This is a genomic window from Bacillus sp. PK5-006, from assembly GCF_054161415.1.
The window spans coordinates 227,998-251,414 of the sequence record NZ_CP096414.1 but is presented as its reverse complement, the minus strand read 5'-3'; the positions used below and the strand labels follow the sequence as shown (position 1 = coordinate 251,414).

The 23,417-nt window shown below is 42.3% G+C and carries 23 protein-coding genes and 1 riboswitch; of the genes, 4 read left to right on the top strand and 19 right to left on the bottom strand.

Translation table 11 applies throughout. The features are described 5' to 3' along the window. Positions 1-45 precede the first annotated feature (45 nt). On the bottom strand, positions 46-810 hold the full coding sequence (locus M1D84_RS01205) for a transporter substrate-binding domain-containing protein (RefSeq protein WP_024423857.1): 765 nt from the start codon (positions 808-810) through the stop codon (positions 46-48). Positions 811-1,328: 518 nt separating this feature from the next. Here M1D84_RS01205 and M1D84_RS01200 point away from each other — a divergent pair. Together M1D84_RS01200 and M1D84_RS01195 are read left to right on the top strand one after the other, a co-directional pair. Further along, positions 1,329-2,414: a Rap family tetratricopeptide repeat protein gene (locus M1D84_RS01200; protein WP_151039953.1), complete on the top strand. Its 1,086-nt coding sequence runs from the start codon at positions 1,329-1,331 to the stop codon at positions 2,412-2,414. Positions 2,415-2,433: 19 nt separating this feature from the next. Next, a complete protein-coding gene (locus M1D84_RS01195) occupies positions 2,434-2,574 on the top strand; it encodes a hypothetical protein (RefSeq protein ID WP_191963967.1) in 141 nt (46 codons plus the stop codon). 44 nt (positions 2,575-2,618) lie between these two features. Here the strand turns inward: M1D84_RS01195 and M1D84_RS01190 are convergent, their stop codons facing one another. The 5 genes from M1D84_RS01190 to M1D84_RS01170 form a co-directional block, all read right to left on the bottom strand. Then, positions 2,619-3,251 (bottom strand): GTP pyrophosphokinase, encoded by a 633-nt coding sequence (locus tag M1D84_RS01190; protein WP_024423859.1) that lies wholly within the window; start codon positions 3,249-3,251, stop codon positions 2,619-2,621. A gap of 94 nt (positions 3,252-3,345) precedes the next feature. Next, positions 3,346-4,359, bottom strand: coding sequence for an ABC transporter permease (locus M1D84_RS01185; RefSeq protein WP_151039687.1), 1,014 nt, complete (start codon positions 4,357-4,359; stop codon positions 3,346-3,348). Beyond that, a complete protein-coding gene (locus M1D84_RS01180) occupies positions 4,356-5,852 on the bottom strand; it encodes a sugar ABC transporter ATP-binding protein (RefSeq protein ID WP_151039686.1) in 1,497 nt (498 codons plus the stop codon). Before M1D84_RS01180 ends, M1D84_RS01185 begins: the two co-directional genes overlap by 4 nt. A 69-nt stretch (positions 5,853-5,921) precedes the next feature. Next, positions 5,922-7,040 (bottom strand): sugar ABC transporter substrate-binding protein, encoded by a 1,119-nt coding sequence (locus M1D84_RS01175; RefSeq protein ID WP_234107444.1) that lies wholly within the window; start codon positions 7,038-7,040, stop codon positions 5,922-5,924. A 170-nt stretch (positions 7,041-7,210) separates the two neighbouring features. Then, a riboswitch (SAM riboswitch) is annotated at positions 7,211-7,320 on the bottom strand. 97 nt (positions 7,321-7,417) lie between these two features. Then, a complete protein-coding gene (locus tag M1D84_RS01170) occupies positions 7,418-8,845 on the bottom strand; it encodes a DUF1565 domain-containing protein (protein ID WP_458106376.1) in 1,428 nt (475 codons plus the stop codon). 367 nt (positions 8,846-9,212) lie between these two features. On the opposite strand from M1D84_RS01170, the gene M1D84_RS01165 reads away from it, so the two are divergent. Then, positions 9,213-10,304, top strand: a complete 1,092-nt coding sequence (locus M1D84_RS01165) for a branched-chain amino acid aminotransferase (protein ID WP_024426445.1) — start codon at positions 9,213-9,215, stop codon at positions 10,302-10,304. 316 nt (positions 10,305-10,620) lie between these two features. Here the strand turns inward: M1D84_RS01165 and M1D84_RS01160 are convergent, their stop codons facing one another. The 13 genes from M1D84_RS01160 to sigY form a co-directional block, all read right to left on the bottom strand. Beyond that, entirely contained in the window at positions 10,621-11,019 is a 399-nt protein-coding gene (locus tag M1D84_RS01160) for a hypothetical protein (RefSeq protein WP_151039681.1), read from the bottom strand. Positions 11,020-11,137: 118 nt separating this feature from the next. Continuing rightward, on the bottom strand, positions 11,138-12,466 hold the full coding sequence (locus M1D84_RS01155; protein WP_151039680.1) for a 6-phospho-beta-glucosidase: 1,329 nt from the start codon (positions 12,464-12,466) through the stop codon (positions 11,138-11,140). Beyond that, positions 12,463-12,789 carry a PTS lactose/cellobiose transporter subunit IIA gene (locus M1D84_RS01150; RefSeq protein WP_024427495.1) on the bottom strand — a complete coding sequence of 109 codons (327 nt, stop codon included), beginning with the start codon at positions 12,787-12,789 and terminating at the stop codon, positions 12,463-12,465. The genes M1D84_RS01155 and M1D84_RS01150 overlap by 4 nt, the downstream gene beginning before the upstream one ends. A 26-nt stretch (positions 12,790-12,815) precedes the next feature. Continuing rightward, positions 12,816-14,165 (bottom strand): PTS cellobiose transporter subunit IIC, encoded by a 1,350-nt coding sequence (celB, locus tag M1D84_RS01145; protein ID WP_151039678.1) that lies wholly within the window; start codon positions 14,163-14,165, stop codon positions 12,816-12,818. A 14-nt stretch (positions 14,166-14,179) separates the two neighbouring features. Continuing rightward, entirely contained in the window at positions 14,180-14,485 is a 306-nt protein-coding gene (locus M1D84_RS01140; RefSeq protein ID WP_024423869.1) for a PTS sugar transporter subunit IIB, read from the bottom strand. A gap of 122 nt (positions 14,486-14,607) precedes the next feature. Continuing rightward, positions 14,608-16,551 carry a BglG family transcription antiterminator gene (locus M1D84_RS01135; protein ID WP_172880380.1) on the bottom strand — a complete coding sequence of 648 codons (1,944 nt, stop codon included), beginning with the start codon at positions 16,549-16,551 and terminating at the stop codon, positions 14,608-14,610. Positions 16,552-16,788: 237 nt separating this feature from the next. After that, entirely contained in the window at positions 16,789-17,403 is a 615-nt protein-coding gene (locus M1D84_RS01130) for a class F sortase (RefSeq protein WP_024423871.1), read from the bottom strand. Positions 17,404-17,462: 59 nt separating this feature from the next. Then, a complete protein-coding gene (locus M1D84_RS01125) occupies positions 17,463-18,854 on the bottom strand; it encodes a hypothetical protein (protein WP_024423872.1) in 1,392 nt (463 codons plus the stop codon). A gap of 126 nt (positions 18,855-18,980) precedes the next feature. Beyond that, entirely contained in the window at positions 18,981-19,094 is a 114-nt protein-coding gene (locus M1D84_RS01120; protein ID WP_235356871.1) for a hypothetical protein, read from the bottom strand. A gap of 82 nt (positions 19,095-19,176) precedes the next feature. Next, entirely contained in the window at positions 19,177-20,547 is a 1,371-nt protein-coding gene (gdhA, locus tag M1D84_RS01115; RefSeq protein WP_024423873.1) for an NADP-specific glutamate dehydrogenase, read from the bottom strand. A 311-nt stretch (positions 20,548-20,858) separates the two neighbouring features. Beyond that, a complete protein-coding gene (locus M1D84_RS01110) occupies positions 20,859-21,071 on the bottom strand; it encodes a hypothetical protein (RefSeq protein ID WP_024423874.1) in 213 nt (70 codons plus the stop codon). Further along, positions 21,068-21,379: a YxlC family protein gene (locus M1D84_RS01105; RefSeq protein ID WP_024427500.1), complete on the bottom strand. Its 312-nt coding sequence runs from the start codon at positions 21,377-21,379 to the stop codon at positions 21,068-21,070. The genes M1D84_RS01110 and M1D84_RS01105 overlap by 4 nt, the downstream gene beginning before the upstream one ends. Continuing rightward, positions 21,376-21,909 carry an RNA polymerase sigma factor SigY gene (gene sigY, locus M1D84_RS01100; RefSeq protein WP_024427501.1) on the bottom strand — a complete coding sequence of 178 codons (534 nt, stop codon included), beginning with the start codon at positions 21,907-21,909 and terminating at the stop codon, positions 21,376-21,378. Before sigY ends, M1D84_RS01105 begins: the two co-directional genes overlap by 4 nt. A 488-nt stretch (positions 21,910-22,397) precedes the next feature. Here sigY and M1D84_RS01095 point away from each other — a divergent pair, with 488 nt between their 5' ends. Further along, complete coding sequence (locus tag M1D84_RS01095; protein WP_420867272.1) at positions 22,398-23,408, top strand: pectate lyase family protein; 1,011 nt, start codon at positions 22,398-22,400, stop codon at positions 23,406-23,408. Positions 23,409-23,417 lie beyond the last annotated feature (9 nt).

The following is a 23,417-nucleotide window of genomic DNA, read 5'->3' as shown; positions in this document are numbered from 1 at the left end:
GGCTGACACATAAAGAAAGCGCGCTCGGAGCGCGCCTCGCTTGTGTTATGACTTCAAATATTTATCAATAATTTTGTCATATTCACCGTTTTTCTTTAGGTTCTCAAGGCCTTTATTGATCTTCTTCAATAGGTCTTGGTTTTTCCCCTTCATGACAGAGATACCATACTGGTCTCCATTCAAGCGGTCTCCAACTGTTTTCAATTTTAAATCTTGTTGTGCGATCGCATACGTAATGACAGGATAATCCTCAATTAAGGCATCTGCATTTCCGTTTGATACTTCCTGGAACATAGATGGGCTGTCATTAAATTGAACGACTTCATACCCATATTTATCAGCGTTATCAGATGCGAATTTTGCACCAGTCGTCCCGTTTTTAACAGCTAGCTTTTTCCCCTTTAAATCATTAATAGATTTGATGCTGCTGTCCTTTTTCACAACAACTGTCAGTCCAGCGTCGAAGTAAGGATCTGAAAAATCTACTTTCTTCTTACGCTCATCTGTAATACTCATTCCGCCCATTCCAACATCAAGCTGTCCTGCCTGCATCGCTGGAATGATGCCTGAGAAGTCCATAGCTTCAAGCTTCACTTTGAAACCTTGGTCTTTCGCGATTGCATTAATTAAATCAACGTCTATCCCTTCATATTTACCGCCCTTTTCAAATTCAAATGGCGGATAAGTTGTATCTATCCCAATTTTATATGTGCCTTTGCCTTCTCCCGAACCACTGTCCGATTTTGATCCACAGGCTGCCATGACAAGCACAACAATTAGTCCCATGATCAATAACATCGATTTCTTCATAAAACACGACCCCCATTGTCAGTTTTGTCTAAATATTCGCAATAACAATATTACTATACCACGCTAAAGCTATAGTGTGTGATGTTTTTTATCAATACCAAAGATCCATACAATTCTAGATCAATAGTCTCTTTAAATTTTACTTTTTTGCGAATAACTCATTTTATTCTAAAAGAAGGGTCATTCACAATTATGATGTAAGATAATCTCACAAAAAACGAGGCAGTGCCTTGATAAATGATGTTTCTCTCTTGCATACGAAGGCAAACTCAAATACTTGCTTCCTCTCTTTATTGATATTGTAATATATTTTTTCAAAACCCTCTTTTTACCTAAAAATATGTAAGCGTATACAAAAAGAGCTCTGTCTCCCTATTTCTTTCACTACTGGTTGAATTTACATCAAAAAACATGTTTTACAAACTGCACGAGAGAGCTTAAAATATAAGAAGATACTGGAATATGGGAAGTGGATTCAGAAGAACGGTGACTGATAGATGAAGAAAGGAGGATATGAATTGGCAGAAGCAGGTGTTTTGTCGTCCGTTGATGTAGCGAATATGCTCAATGATTGGTATGTCATGATGAAAAAAAGAGAGATACAAGGTGCTATCCAGTTAAAAGAAGACATTCTTCAAGCGTTTGATCGAATGGAAGAAAATCAGGACGTCTTACTTTACTATCAACTGCTAGAGTACCGTTTTAAAGATCTAATAGAAGATACAGCTTCGTTAGATCATAGTCTTTTTGTTGATGAAAATGCCATCCGTACGGATGATATGCTCAGCTATTATTTCTATTTCTTTAAAGGGATGTATGAAATGCGCAGAGGCAATCAGGATACGGCATTTCACCATTTAAAATTGGCCGAGGATAAATTAGATCTCGTGCACGATGACATTGAAAAAGCCGAATTTCATTATAAAACAGGGTGTCTTTACTATAATATTAGGTCCACGCTTCTCTCCATCCACCACTTAAAGATGGCTTCATCTATTTACGACGCAGATCCATGTTATGTGAAAAAATCAATCAGCTGTCAAATGATGCTTGCTTTGAATTATGCGGATCAGTCGAAATATGATGAGGCAGAATCGCTGTTCGAAGAAGTCATTCATTCACTAGAAGAGATGGATGATCCAGATTTACTTGGACATGCCTATTGCAATGCAGCCTTTATTAAAAGTCTAAGAAATGAATACAGTGAAGCTGTGCCACTCCTAGAAAAGGCTTTAATGATAGAATCATTCGAAACTTCTTCTCCAGGCGGCTATTTACTTGCCATGTACGCCTACACAAAAGCACTATTTAAGCTGAAAAAGCCAGGTTTGTTCCACTATTATGTACAGCTTTCACTTCAAAAAGCAGAAAATTTAAAACAACGAAACATTTCACTTAAATTATCCATTTTAGAAACACTTATGATTCAGCCAGACAACATGGTTGAGCAAATCAAGGCTTATTGCAATCAATTAGAATCAATGAATTTCCTTGTTGACCTTGAAGCTATTTGTCAGGATGCAGCAGCTTACTTAACGGATCTTGGGCTTCATGAAGAATCCTCTTATTTTAGAAACAAGGCGTTGTCCTTGAAAACTTGTTAAGAAAATGGAGTGATATATGATGAAGAAATGGCTCTTCACAAGTGCGATTTTAACCCTCTTGATAACAGGTGTTTCTGTTGGTACTTCCATTCAAAAAGACAGTCAATCAGCACAATCTCAAGATATTATTCAAAAGAGAGACCGTGGAACCAACCCTTAATATGAAAAAAGCAGCTGTGATCAAAACAGCTGCTTTTTGATGTGCTAATCAATTTCTCGTTTAATATTCTGCATTTTTTCATCTAAGTAATGGGCAATATCTGCGGCTTCCTTCAGTTCATCAGTCAGCTGATGAGGAACATCGTTTTGCAGTTTATAATAGATTTTATGCTCTAGACTCGCCCAAAAATCCATCGCAATGGTCCGCACCTGAATCTCAACTTTCACATGCTCCACACGATTTGTTAAGTAGACTGGTATCTCAACAATTAAATGAAGGCTTCTGTAGCCATTTGGTTTCGGATATTGAATATAATCCTTCACTTCAAGGATCTTTAAATCCTCTCTTTGCCTCAATACATCCATAATGTTATAGATATCTTGAATAAAAGAACAGATGATGCGGACACCTGCGATATCATGGATATGCTCCTTCGCACATTGTGTCGTGATGTCGCATCCTTTTCTTGCTAGTTTATTCACTATGCTTTCAAAGGATTTAATTCGTGATTTTGTATGCTCTATTGGGTTGTGTCCATGGATTAAATTATACTCCTGGCTGATAATTGAAAACTTTGTATCCATTTCATCTAACGCAAATTTATATACTAATAGTTCATTTTTCCAGTCTTCCATGACATTTTTCAAATCTTCTACATGAGTTGCTGACATATTCATTTTCTTTTTGTCATCTCCTTTTGGAAACGGCAGCTGCACCGCTTTCCGTTTACTAGACGGAGAGAGGACTCGAATGGTTTTAAAAAATACGCAGTTAGCCTCGTTGTTTGTAATATGTCAGCGCCAGTGCAAGGGCCAGCACAGAACCTTTCACAATATCCATTGCATAATAAGGGACAGACATCATCACAAGCCCATTTTGTAAAATACCGATGAGTACAGCCCCGATAAAAGTGCCAAATGCGTTTGGCTTACCTGCTCCCATGACGGAAAATCCGATAAAAGCAGCCGCTACTCCATCCATTAAATATGGTGCACCCGCATTAATTTCTGCTGTCATGACCCTTGAAGCCAGTACGATACCGCCGATCGCTGCAAATAAAGCAGAAAGCAGATAGGCCGCAATTTTGTATTTGTTCACATGTATGCCAGACAATCGAGCCGCTTCCTTATTCCCACCGATGATGTACATGAATCGGCCGTGCTTTGTGTAGGACATGAAAACATGCGCAAATAGTACAATGGCAGCCATAATCAGAATGATATATGGCACCTGTCCAATTTTACTGAAAAAGGCAGGAATCGTCCCCGTTGAGAACGTGCCATCGGGAAGCACCATATTTTCAGAAATAGTCGCCCCTTTCGTATACGTTTGAGCCAGCCCTTGAATGATAAACATCATGGCTAATGTCATGAGCATATCTGGAATTTTCATTTTGACGATCATCCATGCATTTAGCAAACCAACAATGATAGATGCCGCTAGTGCAGAGAAGATTGCAATTAGTGGGTTTTGCGAGAACCATACGAACATAGAAATGACAATCGCATTTGATAGCGTAGCGACTGATCCAACTGATAAATCAAAGCCGTTTACTGCCAATGAGATAGTTAAGCCCACCGCAATGATGGTCACTATCGAAATAGATCGTAGAATATTGATGATATTTCCTGATTGCAAAAACGCTGGATTCGATGCCGCAAATACCACAATCAACACGACAATGGTTAAGATTGTGCCATATCGATAAAAGAAATCAAACAGATGAAAGGATGGCCGCTGTTTTTTGATTTGCTGCACAGGGGCCGGAATTTGTTGTTCGCTCATGATTGTCCTCCTGTTGAATGATATAAAAGCTCCTCTTCAGTCGTCGGTGCGGTCATTTCCCGGGCAATGCTGCCATCATATAGCACGTATACTCGGTCAGCGATACCTGCAATCTCTGACAGCTCACTCGACGCATAAATGACAGATTTTCCGCGTGCGGCAAGCTCTGCAATCAAAGTGAAAATATCTTTTTTCGCTCCAACGTCTACACCTTTGGTTGGTTCGTCAAAGAGATACACATCTGCCTCAGCCAGCAGCCATTTTCCGATAGCAACCTTCTGCTGATTTCCACCAGATAGATGCTTCACCTTTGCTTCAAGAGACAGCGTTTTGACACCAAGCCGTTTGACGATGTCGCCTGCTTCCCGCTTTTCCTTCGAACGATGTAAGAAGCTGAATATCCGTGAAAATGAGTGAAGACTTGCAGCCGTTAAGTTCCACCCCACGCTCTCTTCGGTCAGAATCCCTTCTTTTCTCCGCTCTTCCGGCACAAGAGCCATTCCAGCTCTCACCGCTTGATGAGGCGATGTGATGCGAATGGTTTGACCATGAAGCTGCACGGTCCCCGTCTTTTTTTCTGAGGCACCGAAAAGGGCTTTGCACAATTCTGTTTTACCAGCACCGACAAGCCCTGCGATCCCGAGAATTTCTCCTTTTTTGACATAAAAGTGAATGTTGTTTAATTTATGTTGATCGTTTAGCTCTTTCACTTCAAGCACAATTGGTGCATCTTTCAGTGGCCTGCGAGACGGGAACTGCTCCTCTAATGGTGCACCTAGCATTTCTTCAATGACCTGCTGCGGATTTATGTCTTTGACAAGGTGAGCTGCGACATCCGTTCCATTTCGCATCACAGTCAGTTCATCACAGATGGTGAAAATTTCAGGCATACGGTGAGAAATAAACACGATCCCCGTCCCATTCTGTTTCAACCGATCAATCATTGAGAATAATTTGCTTGTTTCTGCATGACTAAGCGGAGCCGTTGGTTCATCTAAGATTAAAATGCTGCATTTAATGGAAACGGCCTTGGCAATGAGCACCATCTGTTTTTCGGCAAGGGTCAGATCGCTGACAAGTCGTTTTGTGGAAATGTCGATGTCCATTTCTTTTAATAGCTGAGCCGCCTTGCGATGCAGCTCTTTCCAGCTGACAAATGTTTTTTTCTCAATCTCATGCATCATCATATTCTCACCAACACTTAAGTAGGGAACAAGCGCCGTATCCACTTCTTGGTGGACCGTCTGCACACCATATGAGGATGCATCCTTTGGGGTTTGAATCGATGCCGCCTGGCCATTGATGTGGATGGTCCCGTCGAAGTGGGAATGAGCGCCAGAAAGAACCTTCATTAACGTTGACTTCCCAGCACCATTTGCTCCAATCAGTGCATGGACCGTCCCTTTTTTTAATGTGAAATTCACTTGATCTAACGCTTTGACCCCTGGGAATTCAATTGAAATATTTTTCATACGAACAAGCGGCGCTGTCATAGGTGTCCTCCTTCTCTTGATATCATCTGAAAAACGAAACACCCTCTATGAAAAGAGAGTGCACGTCGCTTATTTTGTATAATGCTTCTTCAAGGTCTTCATCCAATCTTCCTCAAAAGCAGTCGATGAACCGAATCCCTTCACTTCGTCTGCAAGATTGACCATGTTAATGGCTTTTCCTGCTTGCTGAAGCTGCTTTTGCGAGATGAGAGAGGCCTCAAGGTCATAGGAAGATGGTGTTTTCTCACCAGCTATTTTCTTCGCAAGAATCCTCACGTCGACTGCACCGATAAGCTTCGGATCAACCGCGGCTGTGTACTTCCACGTACTGTCCTTCGCCGTCATTTCTTGAAGATCCGCATTTGACACATCAATCCCATAAATCTTCACTTCTGTTCTTCCTGCTTCCTTTAACGCTCTTGCTGCCCCAATGGCAAAGGCATCCCATGTGGCAAAAATAGCGTCCAGCTTGCCCTTTGGATACTTATTCAGCATGGCTGCTACTGCATTTTGCGTTTGAACAGACGTATCAGAGGAGGCAATACCAAAGCGGTCAAGCTCCTTGATCCCTGAATGTTGTTTCAGCGTTTCTTGATAGACCTTATTTCGTCTCACCATTGGCGGGAATCCATCTACCCACAGGTATGCAATATTTGCTTTTCCTTTGAAATCAGACACGAGCGCGTCTAATGATTTTTTTGCTAATTGTTCGTCATCTTGAGACGTCACTGTGACCCCTTTGATGTCCTTCAGCTTAGGATTCGAATCAAATGCTACAACTGGAATGCCTTTCGCTGTGATCTTTTTCACATCAGCGACTGTCGCATCGTCGTCCCCGTGAGAGATGATAAAGCCATCATAATTTTCTTCAAGCGCCTGAGAAATGGCATCATGGAACTTCGCTGTATCTCCATTTGCGGTGTAGACATCCACCGTAAAGCCGAGTGCTTCCCCTTCTGCCTTGGTCCCAGCTAAAAATTGAGCTGTATGATCGTCTCCGCCAATTTTGCGGATGACTTTAATTTTTGCCCCCTGTCCCTTTGCAAATCGCTTCGGTACATTGTCAAAGGAAACCTTTTCGTTCGTATTTGCCTTTGAGCCTGCACTTGATCCGGTGCCGCAGCCTGTTAACAGGACGGTTAATGCCGTTAATAAGACAAGAAATGATGTAAAATGCTTACGCTTCATTGCTGTTCCTCCTCAAGTTGTTTTTATTTTTCACATCGGAAAACTAGGTAAAAAAGTGGAAATACGCCTGTAAAACAGGCATTTGATTCGAAAAAGAGACGAAAAAAAGCCTCTCTTTGAAAGAGAGGCTTGATCACCGTTGCATGAAACATGTATCGGGAAGTCTTCCTCTCTTATCTGTCAAAGCTGTAACAGCTTTGCAGGAATTAGCACCAATTTCTAAAATAGAAACGGTTGCTGGGCGTCATAGGGCCAGTCCCTCTGCCTCTCTTGATAAGAGATCCGTTATGAAATTTGTTTTCGTTGAAATGTCTTCTTTACTTTAATGTGATGTCACATCAATGTCAATGACTTTTTTGAAAATTTATAAAATATCATCAACTTCCGATGATTTTCTTCGCAGGTGATGATTTCTTCAGACGGAAATCATATTTTTTCTCATTCACAAATTGTGGGTTGAGATGTGCTGATCCTTTATCTTGACCGCTTTTAGAGAGATACGTTTTGTAGCCTTCCATCCATTTCCCGCGCCAAATCCACTGTGATGCTTTCGCACCTTTTCGGTCATCATAAACGTTCTTCTGGAAGGTATTCTTTTGGTTCACTTGATAAAAATTCACGACCAAGTAATGCGAGGCACTAGCTGACATGATATTATTCGTGATTCGATTGTTCACTGCTTGATACTGCATTAGCAATTGACCGCCTTCTAAGCCGGCTGTGTCATTTTTGTACAAAATATTATGTGAAATCGTCGTATTGGTTGTACCGCCCCGCTTCTTATCATAGCCGCCAATAGAAATGCCTGTATAACGGTTTAAATATACTTGATTGTGTTCGATGCGGATGTGGTCTGCCATTTTTCCTTTATGTTCGCTTGTGACTTCAATCCCCAGATCATTGTGATGTGAGATGTTATGATCGATCACAATGTCTTTTCCGCCATCAACATAAATTCCGCCAGCGGAGATGTCGCTGCCATAGGCTGGGTTCCCTGCACTCGTAATTTCATATACTTTGTTTCTAGAGACGACCCCATTTCTCACTTGATCATACTTTTTGGAGGGTGCTACGTTCTCAAAACCAATTAAATCAATGCCAATATTATCAGTGTGCCGGACCGTGTTATGTGTCACACGGAACTTTTTGACGTTTCCATTTAGCACAAGCGCTTCACTGAAGCCCAGCTTTAATTTTTCAACGGTATTTCCTTTGATTTCAATGTCTTCAATCGCTGCAGGAGCTTTTGTCCCATAGACAGCAATTCCATGTGCATTTCCATTTTTATGTTTCGTCTGAATGTCATACACTCGGTTATTAAGCAGTTTGACGCCTTTACCGCTTCCTTTGATGAAAATACCAACTGGTGTCAAATCTTCTTGATTCGTCTTAAGATGTCCTACAGTCAGGCCTTTGAGGGTGATGTAGCTTTTTTGATCGATCGTGACAAGTCCTCCATCGGCTTGATTTCCTTTAAGGGAAGCCCCGCTAATTACAGGTTTTTCTTTTCCGTAAGCTTGAAAGACAACGGGCGCTTTCTTTGTTCCTGAATGGCGGACAATCAATTTTTCTTTGTATGTACCGCCTCTCATGTAAATGGTTGCCCCAGCCTTCGCCATACTTGCTGCTTTTTTCAACGTGCGGAAAGGTTTTTGCTTTGTGCCCGGGTTTTTGTCGTTTCCGTTTACCGCTACGTAATAGGCTGTGCTTTGCTTAGCGCCAGCCTCATCTGTCATCGCCTGACAGCCAAAGCTGATCACGGTCATGAATAAAATGAGTAAAATACCTGGTATCGCTCGTTTCATCTTGTTATTGCTCCTTTCTCTTCTCTTCTTCCTTTATCGGTTAAAAAAAAGAGGATTAAAATATGACGATGTCCCTTGCAATGTACTAGTCAAAAGGTGTATGGTTGAAAGAATATCTTACAGGAAAACCATTCGTTTTTAAATTGTCAGATTAATCAGTTAATAATGCATTTGGATTTTATTTCTTTTTTAAAAAGGGGTGACAGAAGTCAAACTGACAGCAGAGAGAAGGAAAGCGCTTTAACAGATTTTTCTTGTCTGAATTCCAGAAAACCTATTGCTAATATTTTGTGAAGGTATAGAATAGAATCATAATTATTTCATATTATTAGAATTTTCAAATAATCAAACAGCAAGGAGATTTACAATGCCAAAACAACCCATCCGCGTTGAACTTAGTTCAACAAAAAAACCAAAACCTCAATCTGATCAACTTGAATTCGGAAAAATCTTCACAGATCACATGTTTGTGATGGATTATTCAGTTGATAAAGGCTGGTACGATCCAAGAATTATCCCTTATCAGGCCATTCCAATGGACCCAGCTTCGATGGTCTACCATTATGGTCAATCTGTTTTTGAAGGCTTGAAGGCTTATGTTTCTGAGGATCAAAAAATTCTCTTATTCCGTCCGGAAAAAAACATGGAGCGCTTAAACAGATCCAATGACCGCCTGTGTATTCCGCAAATTGATACAGAAACAGTATTAGAGGGCTTAAATGAACTCATTCGTATTGATAAGGATTGGGTACCTGATGCAGAGGGCACTTCCTTGTATATTCGTCCATTCATTATTTCCACTGAGCCATATTTAGGCGTTGCACCGTCTAGCACGTATAAGCTGCTCATTATCTTATCTCCAGTGGGATCATACTATAAAGAAGGCATTCATCCGGTCAAAATTGCAGTTGAAAATGAGTTTGTCCGTGCCGTTAAGGGTGGAACAGGAAATGCCAAAACAGCTGGAAACTACGCCTCAAGCCTTAAGGCACAGCAGGTTGCTGAAACGAAAGGATTTTCACAGGTTCTTTGGCTTGATGGGGTCGAGAAAAAGTACATTGAAGAAGTCGGCAGCATGAATATCTTCTTTAAAATCAACGGAGAAATCGTGACGCCTGAATTGAACGGCAGTATTTTAGAAGGCATCACACGTAACTCTGTACTTGAGCTGTTAAAGCATTGGGGAATTCCAGTAACAGAGCGCAAAATTTCAATTGATGAGTTAATTGAAGCACATCAATCTGGCGAGCTTGAAGAAATTTTCGGGACTGGAACGGCAGCTGTCATCTCTCCTGTAGGAGAATTAATTTATCATGATCAGCCATATGTGATCCAAAATGGTCAAACAGGCGAAGTATCGAAGAAATTGTACGAAGCCATTACTGGCATCCAAAAAGGGACACAGCCAGACATCTTCGGCTGGACAGTTGAAGTTGACTCAGTCGTCAAGCAAGCATAAGCATATAAAAGAACCTTTCATTCATGAAGGGTTCTTTTTTGTTTATCCACCTCTCCTTCATCCCTTATAATGGTAAATACACATGAATAAGGAGAGTGATGGTATGTTTTTTACTTATCTACTAGCGTTCTTTGGAATCTGCATCGGATCGATGATCGTCGCCACTGGTTTCGACGATTCACCGTTCCTCACTCGGTTTCTATTTAAGGCGCTTGGGATTTCTATCCTTGCTCTTTCCATTACTTTTGTGAAGGTCAGACGAAAGAAGTTACAGAAAAAAAGGCGAAATAGACTTAGTTGACCCGTCTGCTTCCCATCAAATCGTGCACCAAAACAAGACCGACACCCCAACAATCGCCCCTGTGTATATCCACTGTTTCTTTTTGATGCTTCGCTTTTTTTCGATCAGTAAAAAGATCTCTGGCAAAAAGATGATCATGATTTCCAGGATAAAGACAAGATAATAAACAAGCGGCATTGGCTGGAAATCAAATTTTCTTTCATCTCCTCCAATCGTTGCAAAATACATCAACAGATTGGTCACCGGAATGGTAAAACAAACGAGCAGGCGGAGAACATAGATCCACACGTATTCCTTATGCCGAATGAGGCCAACAAATGAAGCAATAAGACCATACAAAAACAAGATCACTGTACCATAACTCATGACAGGCTGTACGACAAACCCGTAAAACATTAAACCAATTGCAACCATATTCCAACAGTCCTTTCTTTGAAGCCATACATGCTGTTTTTTCTAATCATACACTTCTTTCTCCATTTTCCATATGGGGCAATCATAAAAAATGACCCCATGAAGGGGCCATTATGTGTTAAGCTTTGACTGATTTGAAGAATTGCGGTAAATGCTCACGATGCGCTTCGAGCATTTCGTCTAAAATTTGCTTTGCAATGTCGTCAGATGGGACGAGCGGGTTGATGGTCATCGCCACAAGAGCTGTCTCGTAATCTCCTGTCACAGCCGCTTCTGCTGCCACACGCTCGAATGATTTGATTTGTTGAACGAGTCCTCTTACAGCTACAGGCAGATCACCTATCGCGATTGGTTTTGGTCCGTCCTTCGTAATGATACAGTTTACTTCAACCGCTGATTCAGCCGGAATGCTGGCAATCGCCCCTCTGTTCACTGTATTGACTGGTTGAATGTCGTGCTTATCATTATAGATGGAGCTGATTAAGTTACAGGCCGCATCGCTGTAATAGGCCCCGCCTCTTTTTTCGAGCTGTGGTGGTTTAATCGACAAATCAGGATCTTTATAGAGCTCAAATAATTCCTGCTCGACCTGCTGTACAACCTCTGCTCTTGTTCCTTTCTCTTGAGCCGCCTTTTGCTCTTCTTCCAGCATATCTTTCGTTTTATAGTAATAGCGGTGATACGGACATGGGATGACCCCTAATCCTTTCACAAAAGAAGGCTCCCAGTTTTTCGCTTCAATGTTTTTCATGGACCACTGGCTGTTTGGATTTCCTAATTCATCAAGCACTTGATCCATAATACTGACCCCGTCTAAATATACGTCTAATCCATAGACCATGTGATTGAGACCGGCAAACTGTACCTCGATGCGTTCAACGTCTACATCAAGCGCTTTGGCAATCCCCATTTTGATCCCAATCGGCACATTGCATAGACCGACCACTTTTTTTAGATTCGTGTAGCGTAAAACAGCTTCTGTGACCATGCCGGCTGGATTTGTAAAGTTCACAAGCCATGCGTCTGGGCAAAGCTCTTCCATATCCTTCACAATGTCTAGAATGACTGGGATGGTCCGAAGGCCTTTAAATAAACCGCCTGGTCCGTTCGTTTCCTGACCGATGACGCCGTATTTAAGCGGTATTCTCTCATCCTTTGCCCGTGCTTCCAGCAGTCCTACACGAAATTGTGTCGTCACAAAATCTGCGTCCTTCAAGGCTTCCCGGCGGTCAAGAGTCAGATGTACCTCAATCGGCAGACCCGCTTTTTCAACCATACGTTTCGCCAGAGCGCCCACGATGTTTAACTTTTCCTGACCCGCTTTAATATCCACAAGCCATAATTCCTTTACAGGTAATTCATGATATCGTTTAATAAACCCTTCGACGAGCTCAGGCGTATAGCTCGATCCACCGCCTATTGTGACAATTTTGATTCCTTCTTTCATGAATTGACACCTCCGAGTTGCTTCATTTTTTCATGGAGTTCGATGATTTCTGCTGCGAGCTCCTTGACGGTCATTGCGTTCATGAGATGATCCTGCGCATGAATCATTAAGAGGCTAATATCCGTCTTTTCGCCCCTGATTTCTCCTTGGATCAGCTCTGTCTGTGCGTGATGCGCCTCATTTAACGCGTCTTGTGCGTCCTGCAATTTTTGCTTCGCCTCATCAAAGTTTCCTTGTTTTGCACATGTAATGGCCTCCATCGCGGAGCTTCTGCCATTTCCGCCGTGCAGGATGAGTTGAAACACAATTTGTTCCATTTCCATCGGCCGCATCCCCCTTGTTCCCTCTATTACATGCTGACGACATTTTCATCAGTTGATGCTTTTGTTTCTAGCTCACTTTCTTCTTTCAATTTCTGCTTATCCCACATTCTAAAGAATGGGTAGTATAGAGCAAATGACAGCGCAAGGTTAATCAGCTGCATGACAGCACCAGAGATTTTGCCTCCTGTGGCGAGATAGCCTGAAATGATTGGCGGCATGGTCCATGGGACAGCGATCCCGGCTGGTTTTGCCACAAGCCCTGTGCTCATTCCGATATATGTGGTGATGATCATCATGATTGGCGTAAGGATAAACGGAATGAGGAGCATTGGGTTCATGACAATCGGCATTCCAAAAATGATCGGTTCGTTGATGTTAAAGATGGCTGGCCCAATGGCAAGGCGGCCAAGCTGTTTCATTTGTTTACTTCTGGCGCGTAAGATCATGGTCAGCACCAAAGCAAGCGTTGCTCCGCTTCCGCCGACGTTGATGAAGATTTCAAAGAACTGCGCTGTGAAAATATTCGGCAGTACTTCTCCTGCTTGGAATGCAAGACGGTTCTCATCCATTGCACCGAGCCAAATTGGCCCCATGACGCCGCCGACAATGGTTGCTCCGTGAATACCACATGCCCAAAGGAGCATTTGCACACCCATCGCAACGATACTGCCGCCTAAGCTGCCACCAAGAATCGATAGCGGTGTGCCAATTAAGACCGTGATGATATTATGAATACTCTCAAAAGGTGTCATCTCAATCACAAGTCTAGCGACCCAGATCAGGGTGATGACCACAAAACCTGGAATAAGTGCAATAAACGATTTACTGACTGCTGGCGGTACACCATCAGGCATTTTGATCACAATGTTCCGCTGTACAATGATGCGGTAAATTTCGGTTGAAAGCATGGCAATAATCATGGCAACGAATAAACCTTTACTGCCCATCAGTGTGACAGGAATTCCCCCGCCTACTAGGATAGCTTCTGTTGAGCCTTCAGGTGTGAAAGGTACTTGATATGGTGTAGCCAAAAGGAAAGCCGCAACAGCGATCGCACCAGATGATAGCGCATCAACGGCATACTTTTCAGCAAGCCTGTAAGCAATCCCGAAGGTCGCAACAAGTGCCATAATGTCAAAGGTTGCATTCACAGGATAGGATAGTTTCGTGGCCCATTCTGCTCCGAAGATACTTGCCATAAAATCGCTGTATCCTGGGATCGGAAGGTTGGCTAAAATGAGAAACAGTGAACCGACAATAATGAGAGGCATGGTTAAAACAATTCCGTCACGCAATGCTTGTAAATGTCTTTGAGCGGCAATCTTCCCTGCAAACGGCATGACCTTCTCTTCTAGAAATCGGTTGAATCCATTCATCCCCTCCGCCCCCTTTATCCGTTCACTAACTGTTCAGCAGATTTTAAAACCTCAGCGCCATTACATACGCCATAATGCACAGTATTAATCACGTCTACTGGGATTCCTTTTTCTTCTCCGAGCTTTTTCATTTGCGGTAATAAATATCGAACCTGAGGTCCTAATAAAAGCACATCGGCTTGATCAATATGATTTTTCGCAGAATCTCCTGATACTGCCCAAATACGATATTCTTTTCCTTGTTCTTGTGCGCTTTTCTCCATTTTTGTGACAAGTAAGCTTGTAGACATACCTGCTGCGCAAACCAATAAGATGTTCATGTGTAAACGCCCCCTTTTCAAAGTGTGAAGCTATTCTTTACACATTCATCATATTATGAAACCGCTTTCATAAACACCCATACTTTTTCCTTTAGGAAGCGGAAAAAGTTAGTATCACACAGTTAGTTCTTGTACGATGGAGCCTTTTTATACATGATATCAAGCATGTCTTCAAATGTATCACAGGCGATCAGATGCTGAATGAATTTCACATTATGCACAAGCTCCCCCAGCAGGCGGTACATGCCTTTTAAATCTTTGGCATTCTCTTTTTCGACACAAAGCAGGCAGACAAATTGAACCTTTTTCTCTCCCCAAATGATTGGTTTTTCTAATGTACATATCGCCCAAAACGTCTCATCTGTCAGCGGCGTCATCGGGTGCGGGATCGCTGTATAATGTCCGAAAGAGGTAGGGGCAGCCTCTTCTCTTTCCATGACAGATGGTGTGAGTTCAGCTGGCGCTAAGCCCATATCGATGACTTTTTGCGTTAAAAAGGTGATGACCTCTTCCTTTGTTTGAAAGGCGCGTTTTGTAAAAACCAATTCCTTTTTCATATATTGAGAGGCCAATGTCACCCTTGTTTCACTCGTCAGGGCTTCTTCAATTTTTAAAAAATCACCGCCTCCCAAAATGGTGTTCACTTGAATGACTGGAACCGGTAAATCCATATGAATTGGGATCGTTGTAATAATCAAATCCAAGGCATGCAAAGAGACATGCGGAAGCGAATATAGCTCTGCTGTTCCTAAAATGGTCAGCTTTGATCCAAATTGTGACCGCAAACGATCCTGCAGCAGCCTTGCACTCCCTGCACCAGACGCACAGACAATGAGACACCGCTTCGGCGGGATCTCCATTTTCCTCCGCTCTAAAGCCGCACCAAAATGAAGCGCCATATATCCAATTTCGTTCTCATGAATACTCAGCCCTTCCTCTTCTTCAAGGACCCTGCTGGCGATAATCCCCGCTTCAAAAGCAAGGGGATACCCCGCTTTTATTTCATCAAGCATCGGATTTCTTAAGTTCATTCCATATTTACATCGGTTGATGGCAGGCTTTAAGTGCAGACTCAATCCAATCATTAGTTCCGTATCACCGGCTAAATCAAGCTGCAGTTTTTGATCAATAGCCTTCAGCATGAGCTGTACAAGCCGGCTCGTGTCATCATCTACTATTTGTTTTTGACCGCTCGAGGAAAAGGACTGTACCATTTTGGCTGTTCCTAGTAAATGAATGGTGATATAGACGATTTCCTCTTGTGGAAATGAGACATCCAGCAGCCCTTCAAGACGCTCCACCATTTTTTTAGCGACCTTATATTCCTTTGCCCGGGGAATTTCGCTGATTTCCTCTGGAAGAACAGATACATAGTTTCCGTGTCTAATTCGTTTGCAGGCAATGGCGACATGAACGATTAAATTATTCATGCAAATGTCTGATAGATTCATACCTTCCTCATTGATATAATTGATCATTGTTTTCTGAATCAATTCGAGTTCATGCTTTGGCAAAATGGTAACAGCTGTGTTCAGCATCGTTTGATAAGAACGACGTTCATTGAATAAATATTCTGACATACAATAACGGATTTTCATCTCTGATCCCTTGATTCGGCAGCCTTTGCCTGGCTTCGCTTCCAGCTTCAGATCAAAGGGCTCCAGCTTACGTTTGACTGATTTCACATCGTTGCTCATCGTTGATTTACTAATAAACAGCTGCTCTTGTAAATCCTCCAGCTTTACATAGGATTCTGCCAAAAGAAGCCTTTTTAAAATAAACCGAACACGCTCCTCTGGCAGCACAGCAAGCGGCTCTTCCTGCTCGACCTCCTCCTTCATAAAACGGCGAAAGGCATTCTCATCGTTGATCAACAGCTCATAGCCGGCTCCTCTAACAGCTGTTACAGCTGCTTGATAAGGGGCAAGACGGTCGTTCAGTTCTTTGATGTCTGTACGAATGGTGCGGCTTGTCACTTGTAAACTGGCAGAAAGTGCAGCGCTTGTGAGCGGGGTCTCAGCTGCCATGAGCTGACTTAAGATGTGCGCCAGTCTTTTACTCAGCATCAGATCGGCCTCCTTATGTAGGGGTGGAGAATCTGCCTTGTCTGGACAGGTTGTATACGCTTGCAGTTCTCTTCATTACTCATATTCTACTGAAAAGAAATAAAAATTGCCAACTCATATATATGACAAATGCCCCTATTTATACAACTAACCATATCTAATGTCCTATGAATCTTTTTGAAAGATACTTGCGAAAACCACGAAAAAAAGGCGTACACCATCGTGTACCCTCCTTCTTTATGAAGAGATCAGCTGGGTAAAGACAACCAATCTTTTTTCATGCGTACCTGCTGCATGATCAAATGTCCCTGTACAAGTGATTAAATTGAGATTCCGTGTAAAGGCATATCCAAAAAACGCATTAGGCTTCTCTTCACGCGGATAGCCTCTTACTTTTATGACTTCAAAGGTTCGCTTTTTTCCTGATGAAGACGTGACGATCACCTTGTCTCCCTTTTTTAGCTCCTTTAATCGATAAAAAACCGATGGACCCCATTTATTATCTACATGGCCGTTCATGACGGCATTCCCTTTATCTCCCGGCTTTGGACCATCTTCAAACCAAGCCGTGTTGTCTGTTTCCTGAGGGACACCCATACTGCCATCCTTTGATAAAGTTGTTTTCTCCACTTTTGCTTTGACATCAATCGCGGGAATGGCGATTTCAGCTGGTACAATGCCAGACGGCTCGTCTTTTAATGTATCGTGTGAGTGGTTCTTTTTCTCAGCTTGATGTGTGGTCATTTCCTTAGTAACTTGTATGTTTTTTGAGGATGAGGATTCGTCCATTGACTGTGATGAACAGCCTGTGATGATGAGAAGCGAAAGAATACTGAGCAGCCAATTCTTCATCTAAGCCGGCCTCCTTTTGAAGAAAGGAACGGCACGATTGTGCACGTTCCCACCTGTCTTTATGAGTTAGAATTTGATGCCTTACGGCGAATGAGGAAAAATGCACCGGCTGCACCGCCTGCTAGGATTAAACTTGCGATCATTCCCGCAAATGCTTCATAGGACATGCCTAAAGGACCTGCTGTGCCTCCCATGCCTGTTTTCGGCATTTCATTAGGCATGTTGGATTTGAACAGCTCAGGATGCTGATCAACAATCGCTGCTGCGACATCCTGACCAACCATGAACATATGACCATAAGCCTCTCTCACTGTCGGATAAAGCTGATCATATTCGCCATTATGGTAAGACGTATATGTTTTGATCAGCTCATCAATATGTGTTTTCAAACCAGCCTCAAGATCAGCTGCCTTTAAACGTCCATCTGTCGCTTGATCTAGGAATTTCGCTTGCTTCATTCGATACGCATCTAAATCTTTGACAGCCTTTTCTTTTGCTTGTTGATCCCCTGATGCATCCGCTTTGACATAATCAACTAAATAGCCGATATGGCTTGACCAAATGTCTTTGAATTGTTTGCCTGCATCCTTACCATAAACAGATGCAATCGCAGCAGATAAATCATTTGTGTTTTCATTTAAAGCCGCTGCAGCCTGCTCAAAGTCCTTGCTGCCATCATTTCCTTTTTGCATGGCAACTACCGCGAGTGCCAAATGCTCTGAAAACAAGTAGTTTAAATCTTCACGAAGATCCGCTGCTGGTGTATCCACTGACTTTTGATCAAATTTCCCAGGAAATTGATCTGTGATGGCCCATGACACGCCTTTTCCTACCTCAAACATATGATGAATGGATTTTCTAACCGTTTCATAGGTCGTATCAAAATCCTTTTCAGTATAGCTGTCAAACGCTTTTAGCAGTTCATTCACATGCATCTTCAAGCCTTCTTCAAGCTCACTTGCTTTCAGTCTGCCGTCTGTTGCTTGATCGAGCATATCGGCTTGTTTCATTCGATATTGATCAAGCTGCTTCATCGCTTTCTTTTTACCTGCTTCGTCTTTTTTCGCTGTGGCTTGTACATAGTCAACAAAGTAGCCGATATGACTTGACCAAATGTCCTTGAATTGTTTGCCTGCTTTTTTTCCATACACAGAGGCAATTGCATCTGATAAGTCATTCGTGTTTTCATTTAAAGCCGCCGCTGCTTGATTGAAGTCTTTACTGCCGTCAATTCCTTTTTGCATCGTGATCACTGCTAAATAGGCATGCTCTGAAAACAGCTGATCTAGTGCTGCTCGAAGATCTGTGGCTTTATTTGACACCTCTTGTGACGAAGACGTCTTCTTCGCCTCCCCATGCATATGTCCTTCGTGTGCACTTGCGATATGAGCCGCTGGGAATAATAATGCTGCGCTCAGTGGAATGGTTAACATTGCTTTCTTCATGTTCATCTTTTTATTTCCTCCTCTTTCCGTTTGTTATGTACTTAACGGAGAGAGGGAGAAAATAGATCATTCGATTCTATTATTTTTTTCTTACAACACAGGCTCTGTATGTTTGCATAAAAAAAAGCCGGATTATCCGGCTGATGCGTTACGACGTTTAGATGCTTTTCGCTCTTTATATATTTTTCTCACCAATGGATAAATCACAGGTGCCCATTTGACAATTTGTTTCAGCCATTTTTTCATTTCTCCCGCGCCTCCTTATTGTCATTCTTAAAGGACGATTCCCCATCTTGTCATGAAATAAACAGGTGCGGGAGAGCAGGAGTTAAATCACGCCTTGTGCGATCATGGCATCTGCCACTTTACGAAATCCTGCAATATTTGCTCCAACCATGATGTTCCCTGAGTGTCCATATTCGTCTGCTGTCTCTGTACACTGACGATAAATAGACTGCATCATTTGTTTCAGCTGAGCATCTACTTCTTCAAATGTCCAAGATATTCTTGCACTGTTTTGTGCCATTTCCAGTGCTGATACACCTACTCCTCCAGCATTGGCCGCTTTTGCTGGCGCAAACAAAATACGATTCTCTTCAAATACTTTGACCGCCTTAAGAGTGGATGGCATATTGGCTCCCTCTCCTACAGCGATGACACCATTTGCCACAAGCTGCTGTGCATGCGCCTCTGATATTTCATTTTGTGTTGCACATGGCAGCGCAATATCACAAGGAACGGACCAAATTTGTTCGCAATCTTCAATTAATTCAGCATGCGGGTGAATGTCTATGTATGCCCCAATCCGCTGATTCTCGACTTCCTTGAGCTGCTTGATGGTCTCAAGCGAAATTCCTTGAGGATCATAAATCGCTCCGCTTGAATCACTGCAAGCCACAACCTTACCGCCTAATTCGATTACCTTTTCCATTGCATAGATAGACACATTTCCTGAGCCCGACACAACAACGGAACGTCCTTCAAATTGAAGACCATGTGCTTTCAGCATTTCCTCCATGAAGTACACCAGTCCGTAGCCTGTTGCCTCTTTTCTCGCTAAGCTGCCTCCGAATCCAGGGCTTTTCCCCGTGAGTACACCCGCTTCATAAGCACCGCGCATTTTCTTGTACTGTCCGAACATATAGCCAATTTCGCGTGCTCCTACACCAATATCACCTGCTGGCACATCTTGATCAGGTCCAATATATCGGCCGAGTTCACTCATAAAGCTTTGAACGAAACGCATGATTTCTCCATCAGACTTCCCTTTAGGATCAAAATCCGATCCGCCTTTCCCTCCGCCAATCGGCATACCAGTCAGTGCATTTTTAAAGATTTGTTCAAACCCTAAAAATTTGATAATGCTTGCATTGACGGTTGGATGAAAGCGAATGCCTCCTTTATAAGGACCGATGGCACTATTGAATTGAACCCTAAATCCTCGATTGACTTGTACTTTGCCCTCATCGTCTACCCATGGCACTCGAAATACCACAAGCCGCTCAGGCTCAATGAGCCGTTCTAAAATGCCTTGTTTTTCATACTCTGGATGCTTTGCAAAAACTGGGACGAGTGATTCCAGAATTTCTTTTACGGCTTGCTGGAATTCCTCTTCTCCGGGATTTCGTTTTTCCACCTCTTCTAACACACGGTGGATGTAGCTTTGTGCTGTTTGTGCTGCTCGATCTAAGGTCAACATGTCGCATCTGCCTCCTTGTAGATATCTTCACACATTTAATTGTTAGATTTTCTAACGCATATTGAGACTAATTTAACACCAATTGTAAAATCTGATCAATATTGATAACAGATGAAAATGATGCCGAATTGAGATAGATCAAGCAGCCGCAGCGATTGTCATTAAAAATAAGCGCTCAAGGAATGACTAATGTGCTAGAAACGAACAAGCGAATGTTTCTCGTCCCGTTTTCTTTGACAAATACATGAATCATGATAAATTTCTAGCTCGTTTTCCAACGAAAAAAGGGTCAAAAGTTTGATCGGATGCACTCAATCTTTTCGGGGCTTCCCGCCTCTTTTTCGATCAGGTAACACGACACAAAGCCAATACAAAATAGAAGACGATGGAAAGTTAATGAGACCGACAATGCCCCAGAACCACTTGTAACGCCCTCTTTTCTTTGCATCCATAAATAAAAGAAAGCCCTGTGCAAACAATAACGGCAAGACGCACAATAAGATGATCATTTCCGTCTGACTCATAAGGAAGACCCTCCTTTGATATGTTGATATTCCTTGTAGCCAACAACAAAGCAGATGGGGACGCTCACTATTTGGAGAAGAATGAAGATGATAGGCAGATGGGTAATGGCAGCTGCAAAGAGTGCCAGAATGGTCAAACTGATCAGAATGTATGCCAGCACTTCTTGTTTAAAACGCCTTTTCTCTTGTTCCTTCGCCTGTTTCAGCATCATCATGACAGCCAGCTCACTTGGCTTTTCCACTTCAATTTGTTCGTCTAGCTGCTTAAGCTCTTCTTTTAAACGTTCGGTCAAACGATCTTCCTTCATAAATCCCACTCCTTTCGAATTTTCTTTAATCCATGATGGACCCTCGATTTCACAGTGCCTTCTCTCATTCCGAGCATTAAAGCTATTTCTGGGTAGGTAAATCCATAATAATAGTGGAGAATAATCGGGGCTCTCTCCTGAGCCTTTAATTCATTTAAAGCATCCCACATGTCATGCCATGTGTTCCCCTTTTGCTGAACGTCCCATTTAAAGCGGCGTATGGCTTCCTGATTCGCTTTTCCTTCTCTCATTTGTTCACGTTTTCTTTTCTTCTGGTGATCTAAAAATTGCCTAGATGCAATCGAAATGAGCCAGGTTGAAAATAAGGCATCTCCTCTAAATGAAGAAAGTTTCATATACGCTTTCAGCATCGTTTCTTGCATGATTTCCTCTGCTAGCTCTTGTTGAAGGGTGAGCTTCAACATATATCGGTAAAGAAAGGAATAATGATGCCGATAAAGGGCTGTAAACGCGGCATCATCTCCCTGTTTTGCCCGCTGAATCAATAATGTCTCTTCTGTCTGCTCCAAACACACCCCTCCTTCCTTTTCTTCTCTTACTCATGAGACGACACGGATGACAATATCGTTTAAAATGGACCTTATTTTTTAGCATATCTTCTATGATTCTCGTTTTATATCCAATTTTTTCTTATGTAATGATTATGGCATTCCTTCTTCTCTAACAAAATGATGCGTTCGTAATCATCTTGATTTTCTACGAAACGGAGAGCCTCCTCTCCATAATCAAGATGTCATCCTCATACCTATCGACAATGGTCCTTATCTCATGAAGATGAAAATGAAATAATCATTGGCTTAGCTTCCTAGAAAATCATGGAATACGCTGCGCCTATCCTTAGCCGATGATACCTTTTTGCATGCTATGCTCATCCTACATTCCGAAAGAAGCAATGCTTGTGAAGGAAGGAGGATTGGTTGAATCACAGCTTATTTTGGAAACGTTTTCATTAAAATAAAATAGAATGGAGATGTTGACTTTGAAGAGAAAAATTCCAATGTTAGCCGGTGTATTAGCTGTTGGCCTCGTCACTTCGTTATTTGCACCAAACGGGGAGGCAAAGGCAGCAGCCAAATATCCAGAAAGCCCTTCTATTATGGCCAACTTTAATCAACAAGGCTTCTCCACATTAAATGGCGGCACAACAGGCGGTGAAGGCGGTAAAACCGTCACAGTCAAAACTGGAAATGAACTATTGGCTGCCCTCAAAAATAAAGGAACAAACGAAAAATTAAAAATTGTTGTCGACGGGACGATTACCCCTTCTAACACATCAGCCAATAAAATCGATGTGAAAGATACGAATAATGTCTCGATCGTCGGTAAAGGGACGAACGGCGAATTGAATGGGATTGGCATTAAAGTATGGCGTGCCAATAATATCATCATCCGCAACTTGAAAATCCACCACAGCAAAATCGGTGACAAAGATGCCATCGGGATTGAAGGCGGTGCTAAAAACATATGGGTTGATCATAATGAACTGTACAATACATTGAATTCCGGGAAGGATGACTACGATGGTTTATTTGATGTAAAAAATGACTCTGACTACATTACCTTCTCGTGGAACTATGTACATGACAGCTGGAAAACAATGCTCATGGGCAGCTCAGATAACGATAACTACAATCGAAAAATTACATTCCATAACAACCGCTTTGAAAACCTGAACTCTCGTGTACCGTCTATGCGCTTCGGGGAAGGACATGTCTATAACAACTATTACAAAGACATCCTCACAACAGCGATTAACTCGCGTATGGGCGCGAAGATGAGAATTGAACACAACGTATTTGAAAACACCAAAAATGCGATCGGAAGCTGGGACAGCCGTCAAGTTGGTACATGGCATGTCATCAACAACTCGTATATTAACAGCACAGGCAGTCTGCCTACGTCTTCAACAGGTACGTATAACCCTCCTTATAACTACTCTTTGCTTAACGTGAACAATGTGAAATCAGAAGTGATATCAAATGCAGGTGTTGGGAAAGTAAACCCTTAAACACAAAAC